The sequence below is a fragment of the Chryseobacterium sp. CH21 genome (assembly GCF_004119445.1).
Lineage (GTDB): Bacteria > Bacteroidota > Bacteroidia > Flavobacteriales > Weeksellaceae > Chryseobacterium.
This window is the reverse complement of sequence record NZ_QICI01000084.1, coordinates 1-15,670: the sequence shown is the minus strand read 5'-3', so window position 1 is coordinate 15,670 and position 15,670 is coordinate 1. Positions and strand designations below refer to the sequence as shown.

Below are 15,670 nucleotides of genomic sequence, written 5' to 3'. Positions count from 1 at the left end.
TATAAAATTTCCCTGCATGCAGCCAGCCTAAACGGATTCCGGGTGCCAGCGTTTTTGAAATGATGAATAAGTCATTACATTTCCTTTTTGATCAACTTTTTATACTGCGTGGTCTTTGTTCTTCGAAGTAAAGATCAGAATACATATCATTCTCAATGATACACAACTGATGGGTTTCCGCAATGTTTAAAATTTCTTTTTTCACCTCATCCTTCATTATAATTCCTGTAGGATTGTGAAAATTCGGGGTAACAACAAGCGCTTGGATATTATTTTCTTTGCAGGCAGTCCTGAAATATTCTATATCAAAACCACTTCTGTAATGCACTGGAATTTCTATTACTTTAAGTTCAAGATGTGTCATCACTTCTAAGACAGAAAACACACACGGACTGTCAACAGCAACTACATCTCCGGCTTTTGTAACCGATTTTAAAGCGATCGTAAGTGCCTGTAATGCACCATCTGTAATTATGATCTCGTCTGGATTCATTGTACAGCCATGCATACCCATTTGTTTTGCAATGTGCTTTCTTAATACTTCCAGGCCATTTGAAGGGTAATATCTTAGTAATGATGCACCTTTTTCACGAATAACCTCCTGCATTGTCCTGAGAATAAGTTTCTGTGGAATCAGAAGATCTCCCGGCACCGCTGTATTGAAAGAACTGGATTCCGAAGTTCTTTTGGAGGTAAGCATCATATTTTTCATAAACACTTCATCCCGAATTATTACCGGAAGTTTTGTTCTTACCTCCGGAATATTCTCTTCATGAATAACAGCCACAAAGTATCAGGATCGTGGAGTGCTTGTAACCAATCCTTTAATCATAAGATATTCGAATCCGCTTTGTACGGAACTTGTACTCAGCTTGTATTTTTCTTTGATTTCCCGGATAGACGGAAGCTTATCTTTTCCCTGTAAAATTCCATTTCGGATCTGTTGTTCAATTATTGTGGTAAAAACTTCGTATTTAAAAGGCTTCATGATGTTGATCAACTGTACTGAACAAATTTACAAAAACATCCATCTGTACCGATCATATTTTCAATAACTGTATCCCTTTTGAATAAATTAATCTTATAATTTTGAATAAAAAAAGATCCCATGGATATCATTTCAAAATTTACAGTAGGTTCTGAAGAGGGAATTTCTGATCTTATAGCTATTATTGATTCTTCCATTTATATGCTGCACAAAGACTTTGTAAGTGAAGAAGACATTCAAAGATACATTAAAAAAGAAATAGATCCGAGAAAGATGATCAATGAGCTGAACGATCTTTCCAACCAGCTTATAATGACCTATGCCGATCAGAAACCTATTGGATACAGCATTATCAAAAGCGGCTCTCTGCATCCGGGAATACCTGAAGGAAAAAGGGCAACAGAAATCAGTTTTGTGATTCTTTCCGAATTTGATTCTCCTGAAACAAGACAGTCTCTTTGGAAAAAATGCAGATCAGCAGTGAGTTTCACAGATATAATATGGATCAATATGCTGGATCATGATCCGCTTTCTCAATTTCTAAAAGAGGTTGGATTTATGCCTGTATTGAGTTCAAATGCTGGAGCTTTTCAATTACCTTCTCATATTTTAGAATTGGAAATTAATAAGGGTAGTTTAAATTTCTTAACCGCAGATTTCGCAGATTTGCGCAGATGCTTGTGCTTATTTTCTTCTTTTAACGTTGATGATATTGAGGGAAGCTATGATTCTTATTTCTATTATCTCACTTAATTTTATTTTAAAAGTACAACAGTTTCATTATCTTTGATTTTTATAATTTTTACCTATGAGTGATCAGCTGGAAACTATAGAAGATTATTACAAACGCATTCGCAAGGATCAGATCAAAATGTTTGATTCTGAGGATTTTGAGACCGGAAAATCTCATTTCAACATTTCCATGCGGAGGTATTGCAGCTTCAAGAGTCCTTACAACCGCCGTGATTATTATAAAGTCAGTTTTATCATCGGAAAAGGAACCATTCATTATGGATCACACCAACTGTTTATTGATGGTCCGGCTTTATTCTTTCCTTCTCCCAGTATTCCGTATTCCTGGGAGTGTGAAAGTGATGTACAGGAGGGATATTTCTGCCTGTTCAATCAGGAGTTTTTTAATGGAAATTCAGAATTTAACCTGTTTAAAAAAACTTCCATGTTTAAAGAATGGAGCAAACCGATTGTTTTTCTGGATGAAGAGCAGACTCAGCTGGCTATGTTGTATTTTGATCAGATCTACAGGATGAATAATTCAACGTATCCTTTCCGATGCAGCAGCATCAAAAGTAATCTTGCTTCTGTGATGCATCTGGCACTGGAAAATCGTGTAGAAGATATTAATCCTAATGAGCTTCCTGCGAATGTAAGGCTGTACAAACTTTTCGATGAATTACTAAACAAGCAGTTTCCTCTGGACTCCCCTGCTTATCCGTTGGCATTAAAGACTCCTTCCGACTTTGCAGAGCATTTGAATGTACATGTCAATCATTTGAATTCTTCTGTAAAATCGGTGACCAATCTTACTACAACACAGATCATCAAAGAAAAAATGTTCGAAGAGTCTAAAAATCTGCTGAAGTATACCAATTGGGATATTGCCCAGATTGGGTATACTTTAGGGTTTGATCAGCCGGCTCATTTTAATAACTTTTTTAAAAACACGCTCAAACTTCACCCCTCAAATTCAAGAATTTATCTTAATATTTGATTTTTGTAATTTTTACTTTGTCTTTTAAAATCCAATTTTATATTTCTTGACTTATTTTTGCATCGTAAAAAATGAATGAATATGTTGAGAGAAGCATCTGAGAAAAGAATCAGATTAATTACCATTATGGCTTTCGTGTCGATCCCGCTTTCGGGGTTTGTCACGGATATTTATTTACCATCGTTCCCTTCTATGGCCAAAGAAATGATGGTTTCAGAAAAAGATATTCAGATTACCCTGACTTCATATCTGTTAAGCTATGGAATTTCCCAGTTATTTGTAGGAGGAATTTTGGATAGTATCGGTCGTTATCGCCCCAAGTTAATCGCATTGTTCTTATTGATCCTAACCAGTTTTTTGATTACGATGACCAACAGCATTTTACTGATCTGCCTGCTTCGTATTCTTCAGGGAGCTGCGGTCTCGGTACTTGTTGTGGCGACTCGTGCTATTTTTGTAGATATTTATGATGCAGAGAAGGTAAAGCATTATTTGAGTTACTTTACCATTGTATGGTCGTGTGGCCCTATTCTGGCACCTTTCCTGGGTGGCTATCTTGAGAAAATGTTTAACTGGCATGCCAATTTTTATTTTCTGGCGGCGTATGCCGGATTTATATTCTTATTTGAATGGTTCTTCAGTGGGGAGAGTCTTCCCCAGAAAAAGAAACTGGATCTGTCTGAGAACATCAGCCTTTATAAAATGATGCTGAAAAACAGGATTTTTATGCTGGGAATATTCATTTTAGGACTGAGCTACTCTATTGTGATGCTGTTTAATATTACCGGCCCTTTTATTATTGAAAACACTTTCCATTTTACGCCGGTAGTCATTGGATACTGTACATTGATCTTAGGTTTCTCATGGATGATCGGAGGATTTATCGGAAAACGCAGACTGACTCTTGATTTTAAACCCAGAATCTTGCAGCCTATCTTACTACAACTTATTTTAATTGCAGGACTGATCACCACCAGCTATTTTGCAGAAAGCCTTTTCATTATGATTCCTTTTGCCTTTTTCATTCACATCTGTTCCGGAGTTTTATTTACATCCTTTTTTACGACAAGTATGCTTTACTTTCCTAAAAATGCAGGAACAGCTGGCGGACTAATGGGTGGATTGGTGTATGTGATCACTTCGGTAACGAGTTTTATCATTTCTGTGAGTGGAACAGTAACTGATCAAAAAGGGCTGTCCTGGCGCTATCTGATCATCGCCTGTTTCCTTTTGGGCATTATTCTTATTATGCACCAAGCCGTTAAAAAAGAAAAAGCAGAGAATTAATCTCTGCTTTTTTATTTCTGTTTTACAGGATTCCGAATGCTATTATCAACTTTCTTAAATTATTATTCTTTAATTCCGCCATCATCCTACAAAGTTGATTCCTATACCCTTAATTTTCTATTTCATTTCCAGAGAATATTTTACTATTAATTAGTTTTAATTAAAACTAATTTTCCGTATATTTGATAGGATAAGGTATATGACAAGATTCTTTAAAATAAGTTTCTTATCCTACTCCATTATTATCATAAAAGTATGCCTGCAAAAAAGAATAACATATCAGAACTGGCTCTGGAACTTGGTCTGGCTATGAGTGAGATGAAAAGCCGTCTTCGACAGAAAATCCAGAACAGCATTAATGAATATGATCCGAATCTTTCTTTTGAACTGATTGAAATTCTGGGATTACTTTCAAGAAATAATGGTATCAACCAGCAGGAAATAGGAAATAAGGTAAGCAAAGACAAGTCAAGCATTACGTATCTCATCAACAGTCTTGTAAAAAGAAATTTGGTGGAACGGATAGCTGATAAAAATGACAGAAGAAATAAGCAGATCTTTTTGACTCTGAAAGGTAAGCAGATTGTAGAAACCGTTTATCCGTGGGCATTAGATCTTTATGAAAAAGCTGCTGGCGATATTGATGCGAAAGAAATCCGCAAAGCATTGCTATTGGTAAAAAAAATGACAGCCAACCTGGAAGAACCGGGATCAAAAAATAATACAATATGAGAACAATCCTTGTACCCATTGATTTTACATCAGCTACGGAAAATGCAGTAAGAATTGCCGCAGATTGGGCAAAAACCTATGAATATCAAAACATTATCTTACTAAAAACCGCAGGCGAGTCTGAATTTGATTATCTGCATATTGCAGAAGGACATTCATTTGTGAATGAAGAAAGTGTCAATAATCTGTTGCAGAGAACGGAAGTATTATTTGATCAATTAATAAGTATCATAACAGAAAAATCACCTGAAATAAAGGTTTCTAAGGTATTAAGCGACTGGGCACTCACCAGAAGCATCAATGAGCTTCTAAAAAATCAGCCGTCTGTAGAACTGATTATTCTGGGAAGTGATGACCAGACTTCTTCTACCAAGAGTTTTGTTTCTGACAACATTATCAGTATTGCGAGAACAAGTCCTGTAAAAACCCTAATTGTTCCCAACAGTTATCACTACACTCCTATTAAAAATATTTTTATTCCTTGTGATATCAATGGGATCAAAAGACTGGAAAGACTGTTTCATCACAAGTCTGTTATTCATAAGCAGGATGTACGTCTGATGTTTTTGAATATCAATAAGCGTGAAAAAGAGGATGAAGTTAAAAAAAGAGAACTGGAAGATTATATCCGTGAACATTTAACGGAAATTCCGAGCAGTATTCATTACTCTTATGAGGAGAATGTGATTAAAGGGATCCTGAATTTTGCTTCCTCCAATGAAGCAGATCTTATCATTGCACTACCAGGTAAGCACAGCTTTCTTTATTATCTGGCAAGCAGAAGTATTTCTGAGGGGATCTACCAGAACACCCACCAGCCCGTTTTAATTTTAAAATAGAAACGGTTTATATCAAAAACATTTCAAAAAATTGAACCATTAAGAATAGATTTAAGAAGTAAAGTATAATTAAGATGAATCATTCTGATTTTTAAGCTTAAAGCGAAGCTCATCTTAATATTCTTAAAATCTTAATGTTTCAAAAAATTAAAGTGAATTCCTGAAAACTAGTAATAAATTTTAGTACTTTCAATTTTAACCAGTTTCTGTTCTTCCATTTTCTTGACATATCTGATCACCGTCTCTACACGGAGACCGGTTAGAGTAGCTATCTGCTGTCTGGTATAGGGAATCAGAAAAGAATAAGCATCTTCAAATCCGAAATATTTTTTAATATGATCAAAAAGCTTCATGAGCTTTACGATAGGATCTGAAATAGCCAGGAAACTTGAAATCATATACCGGAAATGCATTCTGTCTGCCATATATCTATTGATATCCAGCATTAATTCAGGTTTTTCCAGAAGGATCTGCAAAAATTTAACTTTTGGAATCTTAATAATTTCACAGTTGGTAACCGCAATAGCATTGATCGCATAATGATGATCTGTAAATAAATAACTTTCTCCTAGGCAGTGACCGTCAAAAGGCAGCCCATGAACAAATTCTTTTCCGTCTTCCAAAAAAGTATTCAGTTTCACAGTACCGCTTCTGATCTGAAAATAATATTTTGCCATAGCACCCTCCTGAAAAACAGAACTTCCTGCCTCATAATTTTCCAGTGTAGCTCCATGGGAGAATAATAAGTCTTCACTTATGATCATCTTGCAATTATTAAATTGAGTAAAAATACTTAAAGTAAGAACAATATTGCAACTTATCAAATACCACATAAAAAGCGGTTCCTTTGATATTTATACTACTCTTCTTATATGTTTTTATGCTGTAATTTTCTTTTTATGCTTTGAACCCCAATCCGCAAGAGCAGCAATTACGTCTTTCAGGGATTCACTGTATTCTGTTGGAACATATTCTACCAGTACAGGCTTCTGATCGATAATAACAGTTCTTTCTACCAGATGATTGACTTCCAGTTTCTTCAATTCGCTGGATAATACTCTTGCTGAAATCCCTTTGATGGTTCGCTGTAATTCGTTGAAGCGTGTATGTCCGCCTAAAATGGCAATCATCACCCTGATGGTCCATCTGCCTCCCAAAACATATAAAGCATCTTCAGTAGCAGCCAGATGTGTACTGCATTGTGGCCTTGAATACACTATTTTTTCTTCTTCCATTGTTCCTGTTTTCGTTCATTACTAACCTAAATGTTATTACTAACCTTTTGGTAACTACTATCTTTTTATTAGTAAATATAGATAATTTTGAAACATAAATTTTAAAAAAAATAAAAATGAAACAAGTACTTCATATTATCTCAAGCCCAAGAAGCGAGTCATCCATCAGTAAAAAACTGGGAAATGCTGTTGTAGAAAAAATTACAGCCAAATATCCGGACAGTGTCTTTAAAAAACGTGATTTGACTAATCCACTTTTTCCTCATTTAGAAGAAGCGCATATTAATGCATTTTTCACTCCGGCAGAGCACCGCACTTCTGAACAATTGGAAATTGTAAAGCTTTCGGATACAGTAATTGATGAACTGCATGAAGCAGATATCATTGTTATTGAAGCTCCGCTGTACAATTTCAGCATCACTTCTACTTTGAAATCATGGCTGGATCATATTGCAAGAGCTGGTAAAACATTCAGCTACAGTGAAAACGGTCCCGAAGGTCTGGTAAAAAATAAGAAAGTATATCTCGCTTTCTCAAGTGGCGGTGTGTATTCTGAAGGAGAAAGACAGGCTTATGATTTTGTAGTGCCTTACTTAAAACAAACTTTAGGATTCATGGGAATGACGGATATTTCTGTTGTCCGTGCAGAAGGACTTTCTGTTCCGGTCATTCAGGAAACAGCCCTGCAAAAAGGGATTGAAAGTATAGTTGTAGAATAAAAAAATAAAATGCTGTTCCTCAGGAGCAGCATTTTTTGTATCAGTATTAAAAATCTTAAACAATTAAAAGCACAATTTCCTCAACATATGTAAAGACTTATATTGTTTTTATCTCTCATTTTTACATAATCAAAATTAAAATTATGGAAAATACCCAACAACCCCAGCTGATCAATCCAACGGCATTATTTAATCCCAGCCCTTATGGTTTTTCGCACAGTATCTCTGTGAAAAATCCTTCCAGAATATGCTTTATCTCCGGGCAGAGCGGCGGTGTAGGAGAAAATCATGTATTGGCTGATGACTTTAAAACTCAGGTTCAGGATGCTTTGAAAAATATGGAAATTGTTTTACAGAGCCATTCCATGACATTTGAAAATATTGTCAAAATCACCCTTCTCATTGTAGACCATAATCAGGAAAAGCTTGAAATATGGGCTGAAGAAGCGAAAAAAGTATGGAAAAACTCATTTCTGCCTACCAGTACGCTTATACCCGTGAGTCAACTTGCTTTGCCCGGTATGCTGTTTGAGATTGATGCCATTGCAGTGAAAAATTAGTTTTTGTTAAGACGTTCAATGATTAATGATGAAAAGCTTTTCACTCCGGTTCTGATACTTTCTTCATCCACCTGAAAATTGGGAGAATGATTCATGGCGATCACTCCTTTTTCAAAATTGGAACCACCAAGAAAGAAGTAAACGCCCGGAATTTTTTGCTGAAAATAGGCAAAATCATCATTGAAAAACGGAACCTGGCCATAATCCGCAGCAACAGCATCTTTTCCATACAGATTCTGAAGGATTTCTATAGCCGAACGCGTCAATTTTTCATTATTGATAACCGTTGGATTTTCCTGAACAAATGATACAGAAACAAGCTGATTTTGATACCCATTGTCTACAATAATCTTTTGAACTGCAGGAATTATTTGATCTAAATGAGAGGCATTCGTTTCATACAGATAAGCTTCAAGAAAAGATTGATTATTTTTAGAATAAATACTGAACTTCCCGTCTGTGAAAAGATAATCTTTGAAAATAGTATCAGGATTGGTCAAACCGATTTTAGGATCAACAATGGATTGTAATTCCCATGGCTTACTTCCGTTAGACGTTCTGAATAAAGCATTACTTATTTTCTTGGTTAACCCATTGAGTTGTTCTTCAGACAAGCCGTTTTTCAGCTGAATTCTTATTTTCTTCTGATAAGCAAACATTTCATTAGGCTTCACCATGATCTGCCCGACAGGTGTAGCAGTTACATGTAATCCATAGATTTCGTCAGGATGAATTTTGGAAAGTAATCCATTGTTAATCATTTCTTTTGCCCCTTTAAAAGTCTCCTCTTCAGGCTGGAATATAAAATATACGGTTCCTTTTAATGATTTTTTATTTTTGGACAGCACCTCGGCAATTCCCAGCCCAACAGCCATGTGTAAATCGTGACCGCAACCATGTTGAATTCCCTTTATTTTTGATTTGAAAGTTTCAGGATCAGGATAATCATTGGGTAATGCATCCATATCGGATCTCCAAGCTATTTTTTTACCTTTTTTATCACCTTTCAGAATTCCTACAACACTCTGTCCATAGTTATCTGTTTGAACTTCCAATCCTAAATCCAGCAAATATTGCTTAATTGTTTCCTGTGTTTGTTTTTCATGACCTGCTAATTCCGGATTTTCATGAAACTGTCTTCTTACATTCACTAATTTATTGAATATTCTGTCTGTTTCCTGTTGAACAGATTGATGTACAAGCTGTTCCTTGGTATTTTGGGATGAATAGGCTGCTGATTTTTTTTTACTGTTCAATCCTTGCGCAGGTAAAAGGCCTGAAGCCAAGCATAATAAAGTGAGTGTAAGTGGTTTCATGGTCAGTGATAATTGGTTTTATAATTGGTAATTATTGAATCAAAAATTCATTTACAGAGATTAGACATTCGCTGTTTCACTTTCGTTACATCCTGATCATCAATTTATTATTATTTTTAAAATAATTGAATCTTTCCGGTTTCAAAATAGAATTTTATCATCAATACCACGCTATTTAAATTAATTCTAAACTAGGTGAAAACAAAAGCCTCTTAAACACCTTTGAATAAAGGATTTGTTAACAAAAATTCAAATATCCGTTACTACAAATTACGTAGAAATACTGAATCTTATCTGCAGGGATCTGATTAATTTCGGATAAACAAAAACTGACGACTATGGATAGCTTGAAGCCTGGACATTCATTTCTGAAAAAGAGGTGGTATCTGAAAAATCTGGCAGCTGTAGATCTATCGGCTTGATACTCTCCTGTTGAAAGGAATTGAAGATATCTAACCCAAATTTTTAACGAAATGAACATTATTAACAAAATCCTCAACGTCGACGATTATTATTTCGACGTGTTTATGTCTATCTCGGAAGCGATCACCGGATTCACAGTCAATGAATTACAGTCTACCGGGCTGGCAGAAACCTATTACACTTATATCCTCAAAAGTTTGGATGCAGCAACTTTCGTAGAATTTTTGACCGTTTCAAAAAATATTCTCGAAAAATATCCCCCTGGAGAGGAATTGGAAAAAGCCATTCAATCTGAAATTATTAAAAATCCGGGAATGACTGATATTTCAGGAAAAGTGATCACCATGTGGTATCTGGGAACCTGGGAAGGAGCTTACATCAATGATCTTTCCTACAAAGAAGGACTTGTCTGGAATCTGATGTACTCTCACCCGCCGGGAGCCAAACAGCCTGGCTACAAATCTTGGAATAGTAAACCTGTAAACAGCCACTCATGAATCAGAACAGCCCTAAAAAAGATGTGATCATCATAGGTACGGGGATCGCAGGATCACTGATTGCGAAACTGCTGTCGGATCACGTATTTGACACTACAAAAGGAAAAATGATCCACCGTGCGGATGCCGGAAAATCTGATCATATCCGTGAAATATCCATCCTCATGTATGAGGCAGGATTAGAAGCCGGTCTGGAACTGGATTCCGTGTCCTCAATGACCAATTATAATGAGTATATCCGTACTTTTTATAGGGAAGAAGCCAAGGTTCCCAATTCTCCTTATCCGAACCTGAAGCAAGCCCCATCACCGAATGTTCTGGATATGGAGCACATCGTACAGCCGTTTCCGGATAAAAAAGGATATCTGGTTCAGTTTGGACCAATGCCTTTTGCAAGTGATGCTATCAGAGTAGGTGGCGGAACTACGCTTCACTGGCTGGGAACTACCCCAAGAATGCTTCCTAACGATTTCAAACTTACAGAAAAATATGGCATAACAATCCCTAAGCCCAATTCTGAAGAGCCTTCCCCGGTTAACTGGCCAATAAATTATGATGAGCTGAAACCTTACTATGAAATGGCAGAATTTGAAATCGGGGTTTCAGGAGATGTTTCCAGGCAGGAATATCCAATTGATGAAAGCATGGAAGAATATTACGGAAACTATGTATTCCCGATGGAAGAAATTCCTCAGAGTTATATGGATCATAAAATCGTTGAAGGACTTAAAGGTACCAGTGTAAAGCTAAGTTCCGGAGAAATCCCATTGATGATGGTGCCTTCGCCACAGGGAAGGAATTCTATTCCGAACCCGAAATACGGAAAAACGAAGATTATCAAAGCTGAGCCAAAAGATTCCGGATATAAACTGGTTCTAGACAGTTCTGAAAAAGAAGAATATAAAGCTCTCGGCTCTGTATGGAATCCTTATATGGGAGAACGTTGCGAAGGAAATGCTTCCTGTGTTCCGATCTGTCCTGTTCAGGCTAAATACAATGCTTTAAAAACATTGAAAAAGCTTTATATAAAATAAACGACAATGATAATCTCAGCCGAAATCCATTCATGCAGATTCAGGCTCAGAGTGTGGTTTACAGATTGAGTGTTGATCAGAATGATAAAGATAAAATCTCCAAAGTCCACTTAAGAAGATATACTTCAAGGGAGAAAACTGATTTCGTTGAAGAATCCATTGATACTTCCGATGCTATTGTGATTCTTGCAGCGAATGCTTTTGAAAATCCTAAAATTTTACTGAATTCTAAATATACCGTTAACAATGTTGTAAAAACGGCCGCTAACAGCAGTGATCAGGTAGGAAGAAACTTAATGGATCACATGGTTATGCTTACATGGGGGCTTTTCCCTGAGCCGGTTTACCCATACAGGGGACCTGGCTCTACAACCAATATTTCGTCTTTCCGTGATGGAAATTTCAGAAGTAAATTTTCAGCCTGGATCTCTCCTCTTGACAACTGGGGTTGGGGTTGGCCTGCATTTTCTCCGGGATCTGACGTAGCAGAATTCATTGGAGATGGGCTCTTTGGAGCTGAGTTGAGAAAAAAACTTACCAACAGACTTTCCAAACAGGTATTATTCCATTTTGAAATTGAACAGCTGCCAAATCCCAACAACAGAGTTACAATCAACGATCAGTATCTGGATGTTCTTGGAATTCCGCGACCTGTTATTCATTATGAACTGACGGAATACGAGATGAAAGCCATGGAACAGGCAAAACATGCTTCTGATCAGATGTTTAAAAGGTTAAATATCGAAGATTTTACGAAATATACAGCAGCAGACAAGAATTCTGTGATCTACAATGGCGTAAGATATTCTTACAACGGAGCCGGACACATTGTGGGAACTCACAGAATGGGTTCTACGGCAGAAGATTCTGTTACCAACAGCTATTGTAAAGCCTGGGATCACCCCAATTTATACATCGTGGGAGCAGGAAATATGACGACCCTGGGAACATCAAATCCTACTTTAACCTTATCAGCATTTACGATCCGTTCGGTGGAATCTATCCTTGCTGATCTTGAAATTCAACTAAAAAAATAACAACATGAGACAAAAACTTATCAATAAAACAACCTCACAGGAAACATTATTAACAGGAAAAGGAGCTGGAATGGCAGGTAGAAGTGCCGTTGTTGCAGAAGCCGTTTCATTACCTTCTTTACTGTTTGATTCAACGCTTAGCAAAGAAGACTGGACAGAAGGGTTAAAACATCACAACAAAATCTTAACTAATCTCTTGCTTAATGATCAGATTGATGATTTCAATGCTTATCTGCAATCTCAGTTCGGTTCCGAAACTTCTGAATCCAAAAAAGGATTAAACGAAATTGATTATAAACCTGTTTTGCAGGATCTTTTGCAGACGGCTATTCTTATCGAACATTCTACTATTCCGCCTTATCTTACGGCTTTGTATTCTATTAAGGATGGAACAAACGCTTTAGCTTCACAAATTATCAGAAGTGTTGCTGTGGAAGAAATGCTTCATCTGATCATGGTGTGCAATGTTCTGAATGCAATTGATATCCAGCCTTCTGTCAATCAAAAGGAGAACTACCCTACTTATCCGATGAAATTACCTATGAACGTTGATTTCTATGTAGGTCTGGAAACATTTTCAAGCAACAGTATTGCCACATTTATTGCTATTGAAAGTCCAAGCAAGCCTTTGGTAAAAGCTCCGAAATATGACCATGAAACAGATACTTCAGCATTATATTCTCAAAGAACCGCAGTACAGGAAAACAACTTCTGGACTCTTGAGAATATGAAAGGCTTCATTATGGAAAATGTACATACCATCGGCGAATATTATGATGTTTTATTCTTCTATATTGTTATTTTCCAAATCATTGCTTATTACAAAAAGCACGGAAGCCTTCCGAAGAATTTTGAAGAATTAAATACCGGAGGAATTTTCACAGGAAATCCAGCCAAACAGATCCGCCCTGAGCAATATTACGGAAGTGGCGGGAAATTACATTCTGTAGAGGCTTTAGCAGGAGTAATTGCGGTTTTCCAGGAGATCAAAGGGCAGGGAGAAGGAGCTGATGATTCTATTTTCGATGTTGATCCGTCCCAGTTTGAAGAAGGTGTGGAACTGGCTCATTATTTCAGATTTAAAGAAGTTTTTCATGAACATTTCTACCTGGGAGGAAATTATGAACCCTTCATGGATGAAGACGGGATGATGCCTGTGACCACTCCACCTACAGGAAAAGATTTACCTGTTGACTGGAAAGAAGCCTATCCGATGAAACCCAATCCAAAAATGGAAGACTATGTAAAAAACGAAGAATTACATGCACAGGCTGTTGAGTTTAATAAAACGTACAGACGTTTATTAGATGCTATACAAAGTGCTGTAGAAGGTAACCAGAGTGAGCTTGAAAAATCCATCATGTATATGTATGCACTGAAAGAACAGGCTGTCAATCTGATGAAGCAGCCGTTGGATGCTCAAACTAATGCGGGTCCAACTTTTGAATACATCAATTTATAACCATAAAAACGATATATCATGTTAAAAAGAAAAAAAGAAAGTACCCAGGCAGGAGATGAGCAGTTATTCCGTAAAATGCCCGGCAAACAGGAAACTAATCTGGCTGAGCTTATGGATGGCTATTCAAAACTGCTTATTGATGATCCGGTAAGACCATTCAGAGAAGATAATCTTCAGGCCATTGAAAATAATGTAGATTATGGAATTCTTGCTGCTTTGGATGGTACATGGGTAAGCTATAATGTTAATTACAATAAAGATATTACCAAACCTTCATTAGCAAGCGGGGTGCATACTACCATTATGCCTTCGCCAGGAACCAATCCCGGAACAATCCCTGGAAAATTTGCTTTTGACAGTGAGGAATATATTGAAAAATTAACCTTTTCTATCGTTCCAGGCGGAGTTCGTAACCGTGGCGGCGCAAGTGAACTTTTCTGTGGGGCTGTGAAATACGAGCAGAGCATTAAAAGCGTTAATACTGTACAAGGTCAGGAAGGTTTAAAGTACACTCCTATTCATGAAGAAAACGGGATGTATCTTTGGCTAAGTGATGTTTACAACCATGCTGCAAATAAAGAGTCTATTGAAAGAGACCGCGGTATCCATGCTGTTTCAACAGAAGATGCTAAATATGGCTATACAGGAGAATACAGAGATGAACCTTTGTTAAGAATTACACCAGACGGAGAAAAAAATCCTCAATATATCCTTCAAAGCCAGCTACAGCCGGGACAGCCTTATTACGAGATTATTCCGGCTCAGGAAATAAAACCGGGGGCAGGACTTGATGGCCCTTATTTCATCCCTGACTACTCTATCTCGCGAAGTGGTGTTATTCCTCACGGAAGCACCATTACCTTATTGGGAGATATTATTCCTCAAAGTAAAAATAAGACAACGTTCTATTTAATTGAAGGCTCTCCTCAATTTCCTTATGGTAAAGATGCATGGGATACCAATCACCTTTCCATTTCCCGTACAATGGGGAATGCAGGAGTAACGCCTGAAGACATTATTGATCTTGATCAGCCGGCACCGGATTGGGTTCATGAAACCTTAACGGATGAGAATGATCCGGGTTCTAACAAAATTTACACCCAAAGAATACTGGCAGACGATCTATATCCTTATTCTGTTCGCCCGGATCTTAGGCTTAGAGATACCTTAAGAGGTCAGGAAGTCAGCAATTACGTTCATGTAAGAATGTCTTCCAAGATGAAAACCGGTGCGCAGGGAGGAGTTTTAAATGTTCCTTTTGTAAACCGTTTTGTTCCCACGGTAGAAGTAGATATGGATATGTGGATTGAAACAGTTATTGAAGACGGAAAAGAGATTCTTCAGCTTCAATATGAGCAAATTGTATTCTTTGAATTTGATTTCGGAAATGACGGAGGTACCACAAGCTGGCCTCATATTCAGGTCAACACTCTTCGTAAGATACAGGATATTCCTGAGGATCAGAGAAAAGTAATCGAAGAACAGTTTTATAATACTGGCGGAAGCTCTGATGCTGCTTCAGGATGCCCTTATCACAAAGGGTAGAAACGCATCAACAGGACACAAAAAAGGGGCAGATTATTGCTAGTCATGGTCGGAAGAAATTTCCGACCATTTTTTATGTTTTAAGTTTTGAAGACTTTTGCAGGATCACCCCCCGCAAATATTATTAAAATTGCGGTAATCATATCCCGAAGTTCCATAGCGATGCGTCTTTTAGCTGTTTTATATCCTAAATTGTTTACTTTTTTGTAAATCAAGAGCAGCATAGAAGCAATCATTGTCATGTAGAGCATTACTTCAATTCCGTTT

The 15,670-nt window shown here is 37.1% G+C and carries 17 protein-coding genes and 1 pseudogene; 12 read left to right on the top strand and 6 right to left on the bottom strand.

From position 1 onward, the window contains the following. Positions 1 to 91: 91 nt before the first annotated feature. Positions 92 to 787 carry an aminotransferase class I/II-fold pyridoxal phosphate-dependent enzyme gene (locus tag BOQ62_RS17675; protein WP_129041576.1) on the bottom strand — a complete coding sequence of 232 codons (696 nt, stop codon included), beginning with the start codon at positions 785 to 787 and terminating at the stop codon, positions 92 to 94. A gap of 6 nt (positions 788 to 793) precedes the next feature. Then, positions 794 to 988 (bottom strand): GntR family transcriptional regulator, encoded by a 195-nt coding sequence (locus BOQ62_RS17670; protein ID WP_129041574.1) that lies wholly within the window; start codon positions 986 to 988, stop codon positions 794 to 796. A gap of 120 nt (positions 989 to 1,108) precedes the next feature. Here BOQ62_RS17670 and BOQ62_RS17665 point away from each other — a divergent pair, with 120 nt between their 5' ends. The 5 genes from BOQ62_RS17665 (at position 1,109) to BOQ62_RS17645 (ending at position 5,575) form a co-directional block, all read left to right on the top strand. Continuing rightward, positions 1,109 to 1,741 carry a hypothetical protein gene (locus BOQ62_RS17665; RefSeq protein WP_129041572.1) on the top strand — a complete coding sequence of 211 codons (633 nt, stop codon included), beginning with the start codon at positions 1,109 to 1,111 and terminating at the stop codon, positions 1,739 to 1,741. A 55-nt stretch (positions 1,742 to 1,796) separates the two neighbouring features. Further along, on the top strand, positions 1,797 to 2,717 hold the full coding sequence (locus tag BOQ62_RS17660) for a helix-turn-helix domain-containing protein (protein WP_129041570.1): 921 nt from the start codon (positions 1,797 to 1,799) through the stop codon (positions 2,715 to 2,717). An 81-nt stretch (positions 2,718 to 2,798) separates the two neighbouring features. Next, positions 2,799 to 4,004: an MFS transporter gene (locus BOQ62_RS17655; protein WP_129041568.1), complete on the top strand. Its 1,206-nt coding sequence runs from the start codon at positions 2,799 to 2,801 to the stop codon at positions 4,002 to 4,004. 255 nt (positions 4,005 to 4,259) lie between these two features. Beyond that, positions 4,260 to 4,736: a MarR family winged helix-turn-helix transcriptional regulator gene (locus tag BOQ62_RS17650; RefSeq protein ID WP_129041566.1), complete on the top strand. Its 477-nt coding sequence runs from the start codon at positions 4,260 to 4,262 to the stop codon at positions 4,734 to 4,736. Then, positions 4,733 to 5,575: a universal stress protein gene (locus BOQ62_RS17645; RefSeq protein ID WP_129041564.1), complete on the top strand. Its 843-nt coding sequence runs from the start codon at positions 4,733 to 4,735 to the stop codon at positions 5,573 to 5,575. The genes BOQ62_RS17650 and BOQ62_RS17645 overlap by 4 nt, the downstream gene beginning before the upstream one ends. Positions 5,576 to 5,742: 167 nt before the next feature. Here BOQ62_RS17645 and BOQ62_RS17640 read toward each other — a convergent pair whose 3' ends face one another. Continuing rightward, positions 5,743 to 6,339, bottom strand: a complete 597-nt coding sequence (locus tag BOQ62_RS17640; protein ID WP_164976785.1) for a Crp/Fnr family transcriptional regulator — start codon at positions 6,337 to 6,339, stop codon at positions 5,743 to 5,745. A gap of 114 nt (positions 6,340 to 6,453) precedes the next feature. Next, positions 6,454 to 6,810: a winged helix-turn-helix transcriptional regulator gene (locus BOQ62_RS17635; RefSeq protein ID WP_129041561.1), complete on the bottom strand. Its 357-nt coding sequence runs from the start codon at positions 6,808 to 6,810 to the stop codon at positions 6,454 to 6,456. 116 nt (positions 6,811 to 6,926) lie between these two features. On the opposite strand from BOQ62_RS17635, the gene BOQ62_RS17630 reads away from it, so the two are divergent. Both BOQ62_RS17630 and BOQ62_RS17625 read left to right on the top strand, forming a co-directional pair. Then, entirely contained in the window at positions 6,927 to 7,529 is a 603-nt protein-coding gene (locus BOQ62_RS17630) for an FMN-dependent NADH-azoreductase (RefSeq protein WP_129041559.1), read from the top strand. Positions 7,530 to 7,672: 143 nt separating this feature from the next. Next, a complete protein-coding gene (locus BOQ62_RS17625; protein WP_129041557.1) occupies positions 7,673 to 8,089 on the top strand; it encodes a RidA family protein in 417 nt (138 codons plus the stop codon). On the opposite strand, the gene BOQ62_RS17620 is transcribed toward BOQ62_RS17625, so the two are convergent. After that, positions 8,086 to 9,405, bottom strand: a complete 1,320-nt coding sequence (locus BOQ62_RS17620) for a M20 family metallopeptidase (RefSeq protein ID WP_129041555.1) — start codon at positions 9,403 to 9,405, stop codon at positions 8,086 to 8,088. The genes BOQ62_RS17625 and BOQ62_RS17620 overlap by 4 nt on opposite strands. 473 nt (positions 9,406 to 9,878) lie before the next feature. On the opposite strand from BOQ62_RS17620, the gene BOQ62_RS17615 reads away from it, so the two are divergent. Genes BOQ62_RS17615 through BOQ62_RS17595 form a run of 5 tightly spaced genes read left to right on the top strand, consistent with a single transcriptional unit; the run spans position 9,879 to position 15,403 of the window. Further along, on the top strand, positions 9,879 to 10,325 hold the full coding sequence (locus tag BOQ62_RS17615) for a hypothetical protein (protein WP_129041553.1): 447 nt from the start codon (positions 9,879 to 9,881) through the stop codon (positions 10,323 to 10,325). Further along, the gene (locus BOQ62_RS17610) at positions 10,322 to 11,359 is read left to right on the top strand and encodes a GMC family oxidoreductase (RefSeq protein ID WP_129041552.1); all 1,038 of its coding nucleotides are present in this window, start codon (positions 10,322 to 10,324) and stop codon (positions 11,357 to 11,359) included. The genes BOQ62_RS17615 and BOQ62_RS17610 overlap by 4 nt, the downstream gene beginning before the upstream one ends. A gap of 32 nt (positions 11,360 to 11,391) precedes the next feature. Beyond that, complete coding sequence (locus BOQ62_RS17605; RefSeq protein ID WP_129041550.1) at positions 11,392 to 12,396, top strand: GMC oxidoreductase; 1,005 nt, start codon at positions 11,392 to 11,394, stop codon at positions 12,394 to 12,396. A gap of 4 nt (positions 12,397 to 12,400) precedes the next feature. Continuing rightward, entirely contained in the window at positions 12,401 to 13,858 is a 1,458-nt protein-coding gene (locus BOQ62_RS17600) for a ferritin-like domain-containing protein (RefSeq protein ID WP_129041548.1), read from the top strand. 18 nt (positions 13,859 to 13,876) lie between these two features. Further along, positions 13,877 to 15,403, top strand: coding sequence for a peroxidase, FMP-type (locus tag BOQ62_RS17595; protein ID WP_129041546.1), 1,527 nt, complete (start codon positions 13,877 to 13,879; stop codon positions 15,401 to 15,403). Between the two features lie 80 nt (positions 15,404 to 15,483). Here the strand turns inward: BOQ62_RS17595 and BOQ62_RS22595 are convergent. Further along, positions 15,484 to 15,670, bottom strand: a pseudogene (locus BOQ62_RS22595) (IS4/IS5 family transposase); the annotation flags it as partial.